Consider the following 13252-nt stretch of genomic DNA (forward strand, 5'->3'; position numbering starts at 1 on the left):
CCATGCTGCCCTGCCTCGCCGACGACCTCCGTAGCGGCGACGCGAGCGGCGCGCCGGTCGTGAGACTGCATGACGTGACACTGCGCTTCCGCGAGACGGTCGCGCTCGACGGCGTCACGCTCGACATTCCCGCGAAGCGGATGGTGGGCCTGATCGGGCCAGACGGAGTCGGCAAGTCGAGCCTGCTCGCGCTGGCGTCGGGCGCCCGCAAGGTGCAGCACGGCACGGTTGAAACGCTGGGCGGCGACATGGCGTCGGCGCGCCACCGCAACCACGTCTGCCCGCGCATCGCGTACATGCCGCAGGGCCTGGGGAAGAATCTGTACCCGACGCTGTCGGTCGAAGAGAACCTGCAATTCTTCGCGCGGCTATTCGGCCACGACGCAGCCGAACGCCGCCGCCGCGTTGACGATCTGACGCGCAGCACGGGGCTTTATCCGTTTCTGTCGCGTCCAGCGGGCAAGCTCTCCGGCGGCATGAAGCAGAAGCTCGCGCTGTGCTGCGCGCTGATTCACGACCCGGACCTGCTGATTCTCGACGAGCCGACCACGGGTGTGGATCCGCTCGCGCGCACGCAGTTCTGGAACCTGATCGCGCGCATTCGTGATACGCATCCCGCGATGAGCGTGATCGTCGCCACCGCCTATATGGACGAAGCAAAGCGCTTCGACTGGCTCGTCGCGCTCGATGCCGGACGCGTGCTCGCGACCGGCACGCCGGCCGCGATTCTCGATCAAACGGGCTGCCGCACGCTTGAGGCAGCATTCATTGCGTTGCTGCCTGAGGCGAGACGACGCGGGCACCACGCTGTCCAGATCACACCGCTGCAGACGGGCGACGAAACGGACCTGGCGATCGAAGCCCATGATCTAACGATGCGTTTCGGCGACTTCGTCGCGGTCGACCACGTGAGCTTCCGCATCCGCAGAGGCGAGATCTTCGGCTTTCTTGGCTCGAACGGTTGCGGCAAGTCGACCACGATGAAGATGCTGACGGGACTGCTGCCCGCTACTGAAGGCTCCGCCACGCTGTTCGGGCACCCGGTGGATCCTGACGATATCGACACGCGCCGACGCGTCGGCTACATGTCGCAAGCGTTCTCGCTGTATGGCGAGCTCACCGTGCGGCAGAACTTGATACTCCATGCGCGGCTGTTCCATGTGAACGAGCGCGAGATTCCCGCGCGCGTCGACGAAATGGTGAACCGCTTCGGCCTCGCGCACGTGCTCGACACGCTGCCCGCGAACCTGCCGCTGGGCGTCAGGCAGCGCCTGTCGCTCGCGGTGGCGATGGTGCACAAGCCGGAACTGCTGATTCTCGACGAACCGACCTCGGGGGTGGACCCGATTGCGCGCGACAGCTTCTGGCAGCTGATGCTCGATCTGGCCCGCCGCGACCGCGTGACGATCTTCATCTCGACGCACTTCATGAACGAAGCGGAGCGCTGCGATCGCATCTCGCTGATGCACGCCGGGAAGGTGCTCGCCAGCGACGCGCCGGACGCGCTCGTGCGTGCGCGCCGCGCGGCAACGCTCGAAGCGGCATTCATCGGCTATCTGGTCGATGCGGGCGGCGAGCCGGCCATTGATATCGCGTCGCGGGGCACGACGATTGCCCCGCCGCGCGAAGCGGCCGCCCGCGCGACCAGCCAGCGCCGCTTCAGCCCGATGCGGATGCTCAGTTACATGTGGCGCGAAGGGCTCGAGCTGCGGCGCGACCCGGTGCGCGCGACGCTCGCGCTGCTAGGCTCGCTCGTCCTGATGTGCGTCATGGGCTTTGGCATCAATTTGGACGTCGAAAAGCTCAGCTTCGCGGTGCTCGACCGTGACCAGACCGAACTGAGCCGCGACTACGCGCTGAACATCTCGGGCTCGCGCTACTTCGTTCAGCAGGCGCCGCTTGCCGACTACGACGACGTCGACAGGCGCATGCGCAGCGGCCGGCTCTCGCTCGCCGTCGAGATACCGCCGGACTTCGCACGCGACCTGCAGCGCGGTAGACCGGTCGAGATAGGCGCGTGGATAGACGGCGCGATGCCGCAGCGAGCGGAGACGATCCGCGGCTACGTTCAAGGCATGCACGCGGCCTGGCTCGCAGATCAGGCGCAGCACCGGCTCGGCGCTGCGCCTGCCGCCCGGCTCGACATCGAGACGCGCTTTCGCTACAACCCCGACGTGAGAAGCCTTCCGGCAATGGTGCCCGCGATCATTCCGATGCTGCTGCTGATGCTGCCGGCGATGCTGACCGCGCTTGCGGTCGTGCGCGAACGGGAATTGGGTTCGATCGTGAACCTGTACGTCACGCCCGTCACGCGTGCGGAATTTCTGCTCGGCAAGCAGGTGCCGTACGTGCTGCTCGCGCTCGTCAACTTCCTGCTGATGACACTGATTGCGCGCTTCGCGTTCGGCGTTCCCGTGAAGGGCAGCTTCATCACGCTGCTTGCGGCCGTTCTTGTCTTCAGCATCGTGGCGACCAGCCTTGGGCTCCTTGCGTCCACATTCACGCGCAGCCAGATTGCCGCCATTTTTCTCACCATCGTCGGCACCATGGTGCCGACGATCCAGTTCGCGGGGCTGATCAATCCGCTTTCTTCGATGGAAGGCAGCGGCCGGGTCATCGGACACATCTATCCCGCAGGTTACATGTTCACGATTAGCCGCGGCGTATTCAACAAGGCGCTGGGCTTCGACGAATTGCGGACACAGTTCTGGCCGCTGCTCGTCACGATACCCGTGGTGATGCTGGTGACGATGGCGATGCTGCGCAAGCAGGAGACGTGACGATGATACGCAGGTTCTCGAACATCTACCGGCTCGGCATCAAGGAACTGTGGAGCCTGCGCCGCGATCCGATCATGCTCGTGCTGATCGTCTACACGTTCACCGTATCGATCTACTCGGCCGCGACAGCGCAACCCGATACGCTGCACAAGGCGCCGATCGCGGTGGTCGACGAGGACGCGTCGCCGCTTTCGGCGCGGATAGTCGAGGCATTTTTTCCGCCGCAGTTCGACACGCCCGCGCTCATTTCGGCATCGGCCGTCGACCGGGGTCTCGACACCGGCACATACACTTTCGCGCTCGACATCCCGCCGAATTTCCAGCGCGACATCCTCGCGGGCCGGCGCGCCGTCATCCAGCTGAATGTCGATGCGACCCGGATGAGTCAGGCGTTCACCGGCAGCGGCTACGTGCAGCAGATCGTGAGTAGCGAGGTCGATACGTTCGCGCGACACTATCGGGCGAATGCGACGCCGCCCGTCGATATCGCCATACACATGCGTTTCAACCCGAACCTCGAACATGTGCGATTCGGCGCATTAATGGAGATAATCAACAGCGTCACGATGCTGTCGATCATTCTCACCGGTGCGGCGCTTATCCGGGAGCGCGAGCACGGCACCATTGAACATTTGCTGGTCATGCCCGTGACGCCGGCGGAAATCATGCTTTCGAAGGTCTGGTCGATGGGGCTCGTCGTTCTCGCTGCCGCTGCGTTCTCGCTGACGTTCGTTGTACGGGGGGCGCTGCACGTGCCTGTCGAGGGATCCGTGGCGCTATTCATGCTGGGCGCCGCGCTGCACCTGTTCGCGACGACGTCGATGGGCATTTTCCTCGCGACGCTCGCTCGCAGCATGCCGCAGTTCGGCATGCTGATCGTGCTCGTGCTGCTGCCGTTGCAGATGCTGTCGGGCAGCATCACTCCACGGGAGAGTATGCCGCAAATCGTTCAGGACATCATGCTCGCGGCACCCACCACGCACTTCGTCGAACTGGGTCAGGCAATACTTTACCGCGGCGCGGGCATCGACGTGGTGTGGCGGCCTTTCTGCGCATTGATCGCGATTGGCACGACGCTGTTCGCCCTATCGCTGCGCAGGTTTCGCAAAACCATCAACCAGATGGCCTAGCTGGCCCGCGAGAAGTTCGCCGACCGGAACAGCCGGGTCGCTTCGCAAGCCCGTTCAAGTCGTCGACAACCTTTAGCCGCGTGACTCGTTTGGGCCGTTGAGATCGCGCTGCGGACCTCGTCACATGCGGAGCGGTTCACAGGTCACAATTGATGTGCCAATATTGCTGACATGGAACCCTGTCTCGTCTCGAACCAACCTCGTTATCATCACGGTCGTCACTCGATGCGCCGTGGTTCGTTACGCCCATAGCAGGACAATGGAGTAGAGGAGGCGATTGTCCCCGCGCTGTGGTCGCAAGATACATTCATTCAAAAAGCCGGCGGCAGCGAGATCATCGACCAGACGTGGGCCTTTCCCGATAAGAAGGGACACGCCTGCTGCCTGATTCCTGAGGCAACGGCACGGTTCCAGAAGCGATGCAGCGAGTTGCTGGGCCGACAACGGGAGCGAATGTTGTTTTATATCGCTCGATGCTATCGCTACGAACGACCTCAAGCCGGCCGCTACCGCGAATTCTCCGAGCTTGGATTTGAGTGTTTATGCCTCAACCCAGAATTCGCGGTCAAGCGCAGCCAGGAAGTTGCGATCGGCTTTTTCGATTCACTCGGCATTCGCTATGAAATCGACGATTCGGCGCGCAGAGGCCTTATTTACTATCTGAACGGTCGGGGCTTCGAAATGCGCTTTACGGAACTCGGGGCACAACAGCAAGTGGCTGGTGGCGGCGCCTATCGGGAGGAAGCCGGTTTCGGCATCGGCGCTGAACGACTATTGTTGGCGATGACCGATCAAGGGCTTGTGTAACGAACTCCAATGCCGACGCAGCTTGCGGCTAGGGATAGTCTCGCGAGTCTGATATCGCCAGTCAAACGTAGCCGAGCGATGGCGTGATTGTCCGCCTTCCGTAACTCGATCGTCCTTGGTGGCTCGGTCTCGGCCAACCGTATCGAGGAGGAGTCGGGGGCAATCCAGAAATTCTCTTTTTGTTCACTGGAGGCTTCGCAGTGCGCATATACCTTTCATCCTTCGATGTGGGCGCCAGACCAGAACAACTCGTCAGCCTGGTCGGAGGTCAATTGCGGGCGGGAATCGTCGTCAATGCGCTTGAACACCGCGAACTAGTGCGCGCAATGGCTGGAGAGTCAGACAATCAAAGTTCGAGCACTTGGGTTCGCGGTGCAAGAACTCGATCTTCGGCATTTCTTCGGAAGAACTGATCGCCTAGTCGACACTCTCGCGCAGTTCGACGCGGTGTGGGTCAATGGTGGGAACGCGTTCATACTTCGCAGAGCGATGAAGCAGAGCAGATTCGATCTCGCGATAGCGGAATCGCTGAGACACGACAGGATCGTCTACTCGGGATTCAGTGCAGCAGCAGTCATCGCGTCTAGCACGCTGCACGCACTCGATCACGTCAGCGACCCGATCGAAGTTCCGCCTGGATACGATCCGGCCGTAGTCTGGGACGGGCTTGGGATCTTGCCATTTTCTCTCGTCGTGCATTTTCAATCCGATCATCCCGAGTCGCACAAGGTCGGTCAGGAGGTCGCATTCTATGAACGCCACGATATGGAATACAGAACCTTGAAAGACAGTGAGGCAATTTGTAAGAGACAATTCGCGGAGCGAGATCGATAGCCCGTAGCGTGCCGTTCCGAATGACGGTATTGGGAATCGCGAGTGTCCGTTGTGGGTCGGGATGCGGCAGTCGGCTCTCTGAAATTATCGCCGGAAAGCGGCCATTGGTTTTTCGCTGCCTGAAAGCGGCCAGTCGGCAACGCGAATTCCGGACACTGAGCCGACGGTCGAGCGACCGCAACTGACTCGGCAACTTCCGAACTATAACGGCCATTCACTCTCACCAGGAGCTCGACGGACAATTGGTTGTGGCTGCACTGGGGCCCTCGTCTAACCAATGATGGGTGACTGCCGCAGCCACGAGTCGCTTGTGAGTTGCCCGACCATCCATTCTGCCAGGTCGGCACGGGTCATACTGTGGCTTATCCTCGAGCCGTCAATAGATGCCCTGACACCGCCACGCTGAGGTTTGTTCAACAGGCGACCCGGACAGACGTTCACATAGTCAATGTCCGAAGCAAATAGTAGATGTTCGGCGCGCTTTTTGTCGGCGAAAATGTTTCTCAAGAGCACCCCTTGCAGGACGGTTTGCATTACGTTGATACGCTTATGCGATTCCTGCGCACCCCATGCTGAAAGGTTCACAAACCGTCTGACACCGTGCCGTTTCATCGAAGCCAGGATATTACGCATCAAGACTTCCTGAACGTGACTAACTTTCAGCGAGCGCGGACCAAAGGCGGATATAACAGCATCTTGTCCCTGCATGACTTGATCCATCAAATCGGGATCGAGCACACTGCCTGCAACTATCTGCAGATTTTCGTGCACGGTCCCAACGGCTTCCGGTCGTCGCGCCGGAGCTTTAACGCAATGGCCCGCCGCAAGCAACCGGGGAAGGATTTCTCCGCCTGTGCCCCCGGTGGCGCCGATCAACAACACTTTCATGACTATCCTCGCTTGTGAAGAAATGGAAATTCGGCCTGCTGTTTGCCGATTCATAACCCTGTTCCCCGCCACTCCCATCACGTGAAGTCAGTATTACTTAGGAAGGGCGCCAATAGTTTTGAGTGTGACGCGAGGTCAGACCGACACACGGACGCGTAATTGCGCGCGTCCCTCTTATTCGAGGGATGACTGTCGGCCTGCGTTGTATCAGATGACGTTTGCTTCTCGCGACGAGTCGGTACGCACACGGCTTGCAGCCGAAGCACGGCCTGTGTCAACGATACGATAGGGTATCATATCGTCTATGTGGCGATAATACAGCCTATCGTTTGGAGGTGCAAGGCATGAGAGCATGGTCGACCGACCATCCCAAGGCAAAGTTAATGACGCGGAAGCGGGCGGCCATTCTCGCTGCCGCGAAAACGTCATTCCTGGAGAATGGCTATGCCGGCACAAGCATGGAGGCCATTGCAAAATCGGCCAATGTCTCGATCATGACGCTGTATCGGCACGCGAAGAACAAAGAGGATCTGTTTCACGCTGTGATTTCGAATGCATGCGAGCCGGCTGATGACGTGGAACGAGCCGCGCTTGAGGGCATCCTTGCAATGCCTATGGAACAGGCTCTCGTAGAATCGGCGCTGCACATGCAGGCGACCCTCATCGAAAAGGACAGCGTTGCGCTGTTACGAGTCGTTCTCGCCGAAGCGCCGCGCTTCCCCAGATTGGCCGAGTTGGCATACGGTGGATTTGTAGGGCGTTTGGAGAGCGCGATTACATGGGCGCTCTCCACGATGGAAAAAACCGCAGGCTTAACCGAGCAGGAACGCCGTCGGCTAGGCAGCTTGTTCGTGGAAAGAATTGTCGGACCTGAACTGCTGCGCGCGCTGCTGGGGCTTCCCGGACCGACGGACGCAGATCAACGGCTTCGCGCGGAAAGAGCGCGCGACGACCTGCTCCGGGAGATCAGTAAGATTTGAATGGACGAAGCGGTTTGAGATGACGATAGCGTAACGTCGACCCGATGCTCCCCCATGAGCCGCCAGGGACCGTACGAACGCAATCTGATACTTCACCGAGCTACCTGCTTGGCTGCCTCCCTCGCGCTCCTTCCAATCGGTCCGAGACACTTCATGCAGTTCAATTGGTCAGGATGGCACTGACTATGACCTTGAAAATTCGGTCTGCACGAGACGCGTGCGACGACTGCTCGCGCAGCCAGGCGAGGGCCGCGATGATATCGAAAAGTTCAGCACCGTCCAAATCGGCGCGTGCCTTCCCATCTTTCTGCGCCCGAGCCAGAAGCGAGGCGCCCGCACTGCGCAAAGCAACACATGAGGCATGCAGCGCCGACTCTGGCTCCTCAATCGCACCCATCATCGGCGCGATGATGCCGCGGTGCTCATGAGTGAAGGCAATGATTTCTTCCAGCCATGCCACCAACGCTTTATCGGAGGCACTCGACGTTTCCAGACTTTTGGCCCGCTGAGCCAGCTCGTCGAAGCTCGAACGCAACAATGCATCGAGCAAAGCCTCGCGAGTCGGGAAGTGGCGATACAGCGTGCCGAGGCCAACCTCGGCTCGCCGGGCAATATCCCGCAACGAGGCTTCCGCTCCCTGTTCGGCAAAGACCTCACGAGCGATCTTCAGCAGTTGATTAAAGTTTCGTTGGGCATCCGAACGCATACAGCTCCTTGACAAACGGAACAGTGCTCCATATATTCGGAGCACTGTTCCGAAACGATAGCCGATTTTGGCTCGAGGAGAAAGAGATGTTGCCCAAAATGATGAAGGCAGTTCAACAACATGAGTTCGGCGGCCCGGATGTCCTGCGTTACGAAGACGCACCGATGCCTGTGCTAAAAGCAGGTGAAGTTCTTGTGCGCGTACATGCGGTGGGTATCAACCCACCGGATTGGTATCTTCGCGACGGATACAAGATGTTGCCGCCCGAATGGCAGCCACAGGTGACGTTCCCGCTGGTCCTCGGAACGGATATTTCCGGTGTTGTTAACGCGATCGCCGAGGACGTCAACGGATTTTCCATCGGGGACGAGGTGTTTGCGATGGTGAGATTCCCCACCGGTCTTGCCGGGGGGGCAGCAGAGGCTATGCGGAATACGTCAGCGTACCGGCTTCCCAGATAGCACTCAAACCAGGCGGCATCGACCACGTCCAAGCCGCAAGTACGCCGATGTCACTGCTCACTGCATGGCAGTTCCTTGTCGATCTTGGTCATGACGAACCTAATCCGCTGCAGGTGAATCGGCATGTGCCGGTTGAGCTTGATGGAAAGACCGTACTCGTGAACGGAGCGGCGGGCGGCGTTGGTCATTTTGCGGTGCAGGTCGCCAAACTAAAGGGCGCGCGCGTGATTGCGGTCGCGTCCGGCAAGCACGAGACACTCTTGCGCGAGCTTGGTGCAGACGACACCATCGACTACACCAGAACCACACCCGAAGATGTCGTTCGCGACGTGGACCTCGTCGTTGATGCGGTTGGCGGACCGACTACAGGGCGGTTCCTGCGAACGATCAAGCGTGGCGGCGCCCTGTTCCCCATCTTTCCCCTTGGATTTTCGGAAGCCGAAGAGGCGAACAAACTCGGCGTGACCGTTTCAGCAACTCAAGTCCGCTCAAATGGCTCGCAGCTTGCGGAACTGGGCCGCTTGCTCAGTACAGGCGCGATTCGTCCTGTGACCGATAGCACTTTTCCTCTTGCGGAAGCGAATAAAGCACATGAGCGGGCAGCACGTGGACACATCCAAGGCAAGCTCGTCTTGAAAGTGCTTTGATGAAAAACAGAATGGGCAGGATGCGACTACTCACCCAACGACGAAGATCTAGCCAAAATGACCACGATCAAGCGTGCAATCGATGACCTGTTCAACAATCCGCGGCTGACAACGACGGAAGCGCTCGAACGGCACTTCGATCCAGGCTTCCGTCAACGAGTCAACGGAGATTGGGTCGAATACTCCGCATTTCAGGCTCGCATGGACCACCTTCGCAGCATCGTCGATCAAGCCACCATCACCATATACGACGAACTTTTCGTCGGTAGCCACTATGCGGAGCGACATATGATTGATCTCTGTATGCGCGATGGAGAACGCGTGCTTCAAGAAGTGTACCTCTTCGCGCAGCTAGGCCACGATGGTCGCTTTCGCAAGATTGAGGAGGTGACTCTGGCGCTTCCAACTCAAGCAGGAGGCTGCCGTTAGGGAAAGGAAGAACCGGCACACTCGACCTACTACAGCCAGACGATCCCGTCCAAAGCGGTCAGTCAGCCGAATCAGAGATTTGCGCACTGGAGCACGTTAAAGCGGCCGTTGGCGACCTCACCCTGTCGGTCGCGAAGGGGCATCCAGCAACGCCGGCAAGAGTCATCCGGTGCAGTCGACGTCAAGCATCTGAAAAGCTGTGCATGGTTCGCCGACACCCGGGCATGGCACTGTAGTTTTCGCCAGTAGTTCGCCGATCGTCCGTGGGCAAGCTTCGTATCTGAGACTGAAGGTTTCAAATCCCTGCAGGAAAACCAGCAAGTGATCTTCGACGTCAAGATGGGGCCGAAGGGCAAGCAGGCTGCGAACATCAAACCTGTATGACCGGTCGTGCGGGTCGCACGGCAACCTGAAGACCGCGTTGCAGCGCGGGGCGAAAGCTGCATATTCCCGGACGCAAGGCGTGCGCACCAGCGCCCATTCGCCGTCCGTAAAAGCGCGCGAGGCGTCGAGCGCGGTCGGACTGCTGCCGCGCACCTTGATACCTGCAAACGGATTGGCGAGCACATAGCGCTGCTCGACGGGCCAGCGGAACAGCGCGCCTAGAATTGTTATCGATATCCACTCTTTGAATGCTTCGAGCTGCCCGGAAACCCAGATCGGGTTTGTGCGTGCTGTCCCTCCTTTCACGCCGTTCGTGTTTTAAACAGCGAACGAAAACTCCGTAAAAATTTGCCGATTTCGACTAGCGTATGGCGATCGAATGGCAAAACGTGCTTGTATGTTATGAAAATTGAGCGCCGGTGATATGTCGGGCACATGAATAAGCAGACGACCCAACGAGGTAGAGCAGTCGCGAGCGATACGGCTGCCAGCGGGCTCGCTCAGTGCGTGAATTCGAGCGCGGCGACGCTGGCGTTGTCGCGAAGTTGCGCAAGCGTCTTAACGTCGAGGCAGACAACGAGAGAAGACCCGTGGACTTCGGTGCACGGGACGAAATCGATTCAAGTGTTTCACGGGGATAGCGTGGAGACTGAACGATAGAAGCAGAGGAGACGCATCCTCTGCGACATGCAATGTGGGACGTCATAGATGATTTGTCGAAACTGTGGAAGCGGGGGCGAACACCCGGGAATCAGGAGACGAGACGATCATGAGCGAGCACACACAGGATGGAGAGTCGCCCGGTCTGCATCGGCGCTTGATGCGCTACGATCCGATTTTAGGCTACCGTTTCGCGCCGGGCCTTAAGCTTAGGATTCCCCATGAGGGTGGCGGATATCTTGTGAAAACCAATCGCGACGGTTTTCGCTGTGATCACCCGGTGACTCACCGCAAGCACACTGCACATCGTGTGCTGGTTTTCGGCGATTCCTACACCGCGGGCGATGGCGTCAGCAACGGCAAACGGTATACGGACATTCTGGAGCAGCAACTGGCCGATACCGAGGTACTCAACTTCGGTCTGAGCGGCAGCGGTACTGACCAGCAATACCTGGTCTTCCAGCAATATTCCGGTCAGATCGACTACGACGCCGTCGTTATTAGCGTGCTTGTGGAGAACATCCAACGCAACATGGTTCGCGAACGCGATTGGGCGGACCGCGCAGGCGAGGCGATTCGTGTGCCCAAGCCGTGGTTCGAACTTACGGCCGGCAATGATTTGAGCCTGAGAGGCATCCCCGTTCCGCCCCCGTACAGGCACGTGTCCCTCCCATCGGGAGGCGGCATGGCGTCGGTGCGTTCGAGTCTGCGCAGGATGGTCAACAGGATCGGCCCTGATTTCAAGGATCTTTGCCAGCGGATAACTAGATTCCAACCCCTGCCAGAGTACAGCGCCGCGAGCAATGATAGCTGGAAGCTCATGCAGGCTATCCTCGCAAAGTGGGTATCCGAACTTTCAGTGCCTGCTGTTATCGTTGTCATGCCGGTGTATCAGTACGTCGAGGAAACCGCAAGCTACAAGAATATCCGCATGCGTTTTGACGAACTCGCCAAGTCGATCGACGTTCTCATTTATCACGTTCTCGACGACTTCCAGCGATTTCCAGCCAACAAAAGGCGACAGTTGCGTTTCCGGATGGACTGCCATTACACCCCAGTTGCGCACCAGCTCATGGGACGCGCACTGGCGAAGGTCGTTGCGCCGTTGCTGCGAGCGGGCGTGCAGATTGACGATGGTTCGATGCACGATGCAGCTTCCGGAATCGTTGACGAGGAAGAGAGGTCAAGGCACGTCGATTCTGTTAAGCGGGAGCCGGGCGCGGGACGGGCGTCCCCCTCGCAAGGCATTGCCACATGAGGGACACATGGACGTTCTGGAGTCGGGCACGTGCGAAAGAACGTGGGCAATCGTCGATACCTTGTACTTCGATTCCCGCCGGCATCGCTTTGTGCGCGGTGACATAGAGATCGAAGGCGGGCGCATCGCGGGGGTGATGCCGCCACACACGTCGCAGCGTGCCTGCCTGATGCCGGGCGATTCAACCGTCTGTCTTCCCGGCTTGATCGAAGCCGACGCGACGCCGGCTCATCAGGATTGGAGCGGCTATTCACTGCAACTTGCCTCATATGGGGTCACCACGGCGGGCATTTTTTTCAGGAACCCTGCAGATTGCGCAGCATCCGACGAAGCGCACGGGCCGCGCCGCCTCTTCTATGTTGAACTCACTGAAGATGGCGGCAGCGCGAACGGCGCGGAAGCGGGCGCACGAATGCTGGAAGGCATTGTGCGCTTGAGCCATTCGTTCAGGCGGCAATACTGCACGTTCATGCCTGCAGTCGTGCCTGGCGAGGTCGGATCTGCCGCAACGCTCGTTGCCGCCGCTCGGGTTGCTGAGCGGCTCGGGAGCCGGCTCTGCGTCCGACTCAGTTCGACGGCGACGGACGCGATGCTCTATAAGGAAACGCGCTACTTCACGGAGGTGGGACTGCTCTCGTACTTGTCGCTGCTGTCACAGGCAACTATTTTCAATCTCTCACAGCTGTCCCGATGCGATGTCGCGATGGTGAATGAGTCGGCCGCGACCCTGGTTTGCGCACCTGGGGCCGTCAGCGAATGGCTGCTGGAAGAGCGCTTTGCTCGCTTGTCGTTGAAGGATCGCGCGTTGGCGTTCTCGATCGACCGACATACCACGGTGCGTGGTAGTCGCTACAGGTCGCTGACGGCGCTGTCGTCCGCGCTGACCCATCAACCGGAGAAAGCGGCGACCCTCGATGACTTCATGGTCGATGCATTGACGTGCTCTGCGGCCCGGGCGTTAGGCATAGCCGATATCGGGCAGATAGCGGCAAACATGAAAGCAGATCTGTGCCTGTTTGATCGGCCAGATGGCCTTGAGGAAAACGCCGGCAGCCGGGACTTTATCGAACTGATCACGTATAGCGAACCGCGCGATGTGCTGATTGGCGGTTTGCCGCTGACACGCGGGCGCATCGTTACGCGTGAACTGGAAGAATCATATGCAGGGATGCATCCGCGTGGCGTCATGGATACTGCCGGGTATGAATACATCCAGTACAACGGAAGAACACCAGGGTCGCGTCAGACACGAAAATTCACAGCAAGCGGCGTTCGATCGTAGAGGAGG

Annotated in this window: 11 protein-coding genes and 3 pseudogenes; 11 read left to right on the forward strand and 3 right to left on the reverse strand. The window is 59.3% G+C overall.

Going from position 1 to position 13252, the window contains the following annotated elements; all coding sequences use genetic code 11:
• Positions 1–2 precede the first annotated feature (2 nt).
• The 4 genes and pseudogenes from rbbA to KFO72_RS02635 all read left to right on the forward strand — a co-directional run bounded on the left by rbbA (position 3) and on the right by KFO72_RS02635 (position 5551).
• Complete coding sequence (rbbA, locus tag KFO72_RS02620; protein ID WP_225031361.1) at positions 3–2780, forward strand: ribosome-associated ATPase/putative transporter RbbA; 2778 nt, start codon at positions 3–5, stop codon at positions 2778–2780.
• A gap of 2 nt (positions 2781–2782) precedes the next feature.
• Positions 2783–3910, forward strand: a complete 1128-nt coding sequence (locus KFO72_RS02625; RefSeq protein WP_263627256.1) for an ABC transporter permease — start codon at positions 2783–2785, stop codon at positions 3908–3910.
• Positions 3911–4180: 270 nt separating this feature from the next.
• Positions 4181–4717, forward strand: a pseudogene (locus KFO72_RS02630) (ATP phosphoribosyltransferase regulatory subunit); the annotation flags it as partial.
• A 372-nt stretch (positions 4718–5089) separates the two neighbouring features.
• Complete coding sequence (locus KFO72_RS02635) at positions 5090–5551, forward strand: Type 1 glutamine amidotransferase-like domain-containing protein (protein ID WP_318248419.1); 462 nt, start codon at positions 5090–5092, stop codon at positions 5549–5551.
• 270 nt (positions 5552–5821) lie between these two features.
• Here KFO72_RS02635 and KFO72_RS02640 read toward each other — a convergent pair whose 3' ends face one another.
• The gene (locus KFO72_RS02640) at positions 5822–6439 is read right to left on the reverse strand and encodes an NAD(P)-dependent oxidoreductase (protein WP_054932134.1); all 618 of its coding nucleotides are present in this window, start codon (positions 6437–6439) and stop codon (positions 5822–5824) included.
• Between the two features lie 344 nt (positions 6440–6783).
• Here KFO72_RS02640 and KFO72_RS02645 point away from each other — a divergent pair, with 344 nt between their 5' ends.
• Positions 6784–7419, forward strand: coding sequence for a TetR/AcrR family transcriptional regulator (locus tag KFO72_RS02645; protein ID WP_063786992.1), 636 nt, complete (start codon positions 6784–6786; stop codon positions 7417–7419).
• A gap of 160 nt (positions 7420–7579) precedes the next feature.
• Here the strand turns inward: KFO72_RS02645 and KFO72_RS02650 are convergent, their stop codons facing one another.
• Complete coding sequence (locus tag KFO72_RS02650) at positions 7580–8125, reverse strand: TetR/AcrR family transcriptional regulator (RefSeq protein ID WP_224099312.1); 546 nt, start codon at positions 8123–8125, stop codon at positions 7580–7582.
• An 86-nt stretch (positions 8126–8211) separates the two neighbouring features.
• Between KFO72_RS02650 and KFO72_RS02655 the strand changes: the two genes are divergently transcribed.
• From KFO72_RS02655 to KFO72_RS02670, 4 genes and pseudogenes are all read left to right on the forward strand, one after another.
• Positions 8212–8586, forward strand: coding sequence for an alcohol dehydrogenase catalytic domain-containing protein (locus KFO72_RS02655; protein ID WP_225031325.1), 375 nt, complete (start codon positions 8212–8214; stop codon positions 8584–8586).
• Positions 8587–8633: 47 nt separating this feature from the next.
• Entirely contained in the window at positions 8634–9233 is a 600-nt protein-coding gene (locus tag KFO72_RS02660; RefSeq protein WP_225031326.1) for a zinc-binding dehydrogenase, read from the forward strand.
• Between the two features lie 57 nt (positions 9234–9290).
• Complete coding sequence (locus KFO72_RS02665) at positions 9291–9662, forward strand: nuclear transport factor 2 family protein (RefSeq protein WP_176053462.1); 372 nt, start codon at positions 9291–9293, stop codon at positions 9660–9662.
• A gap of 282 nt (positions 9663–9944) precedes the next feature.
• Positions 9945–10046: pseudogene (locus KFO72_RS02670) on the forward strand (cold-shock protein); the annotation flags it as partial.
• Between the two features lie 81 nt (positions 10047–10127).
• Here KFO72_RS02670 and KFO72_RS42405 read toward each other — a convergent pair.
• Positions 10128–10313: pseudogene (locus KFO72_RS42405) on the reverse strand (integrase); the annotation flags it as partial.
• A gap of 502 nt (positions 10314–10815) precedes the next feature.
• On the opposite strand from KFO72_RS42405, the gene KFO72_RS02680 reads away from it, so the two are divergent.
• Together KFO72_RS02680 and KFO72_RS02685 are read left to right on the forward strand one after the other, a co-directional pair.
• On the forward strand, positions 10816–11964 hold the full coding sequence (locus tag KFO72_RS02680; RefSeq protein WP_225031327.1) for an SGNH/GDSL hydrolase family protein: 1149 nt from the start codon (positions 10816–10818) through the stop codon (positions 11962–11964).
• A 7-nt stretch (positions 11965–11971) separates the two neighbouring features.
• Positions 11972–13246, forward strand: coding sequence for a hypothetical protein (locus KFO72_RS02685; RefSeq protein ID WP_054932140.1), 1275 nt, complete (start codon positions 11972–11974; stop codon positions 13244–13246).
• Positions 13247–13252 lie beyond the last annotated feature (6 nt).

The organism is Paraburkholderia sp. XV, from assembly GCF_020177535.1.
Lineage (GTDB): Bacteria > Pseudomonadota > Gammaproteobacteria > Burkholderiales > Burkholderiaceae > Paraburkholderia > Paraburkholderia caribensis.

Excerpts from the sequence above, each read along its gene's own strand:
- KFO72_RS02655 (WP_225031325.1), top strand. The coding sequence starts at position 8,212 with ATGTTGCCCAAAATGATGAAGGCAGTTCAACAACATGAGTTCGGCGGC.
- KFO72_RS02650 (WP_224099312.1), bottom strand. The coding sequence starts at position 8,125 with ATGCGTTCGGATGCCCAACGAAACTTTAATCAACTGCTGAAGATCGCT.
- KFO72_RS02625 (WP_263627256.1), top strand. The coding sequence starts at position 2,783 with ATGATACGCAGGTTCTCGAACATCTACCGGCTCGGCATCAAGGAACTG.
- rbbA (WP_225031361.1), top strand. The coding sequence starts at position 3 with ATGCTGCCCTGCCTCGCCGACGACCTCCGTAGCGGCGACGCGAGCGGC.
- KFO72_RS02665 (WP_176053462.1), top strand. The coding sequence starts at position 9,291 with ATGACCACGATCAAGCGTGCAATCGATGACCTGTTCAACAATCCGCGG.
- KFO72_RS02640 (WP_054932134.1), bottom strand. The coding sequence starts at position 6,439 with ATGAAAGTGTTGTTGATCGGCGCCACCGGGGGCACAGGCGGAGAAATC.
- KFO72_RS02685 (WP_054932140.1), top strand. The coding sequence starts at position 11,972 with ATGGACGTTCTGGAGTCGGGCACGTGCGAAAGAACGTGGGCAATCGTC.
- KFO72_RS02645 (WP_063786992.1), top strand. The coding sequence starts at position 6,784 with ATGAGAGCATGGTCGACCGACCATCCCAAGGCAAAGTTAATGACGCGG.
- KFO72_RS02680 (WP_225031327.1), top strand. The coding sequence starts at position 10,816 with ATGAGCGAGCACACACAGGATGGAGAGTCGCCCGGTCTGCATCGGCGC.
- KFO72_RS02660 (WP_225031326.1), top strand. The coding sequence starts at position 8,634 with ATGTCACTGCTCACTGCATGGCAGTTCCTTGTCGATCTTGGTCATGAC.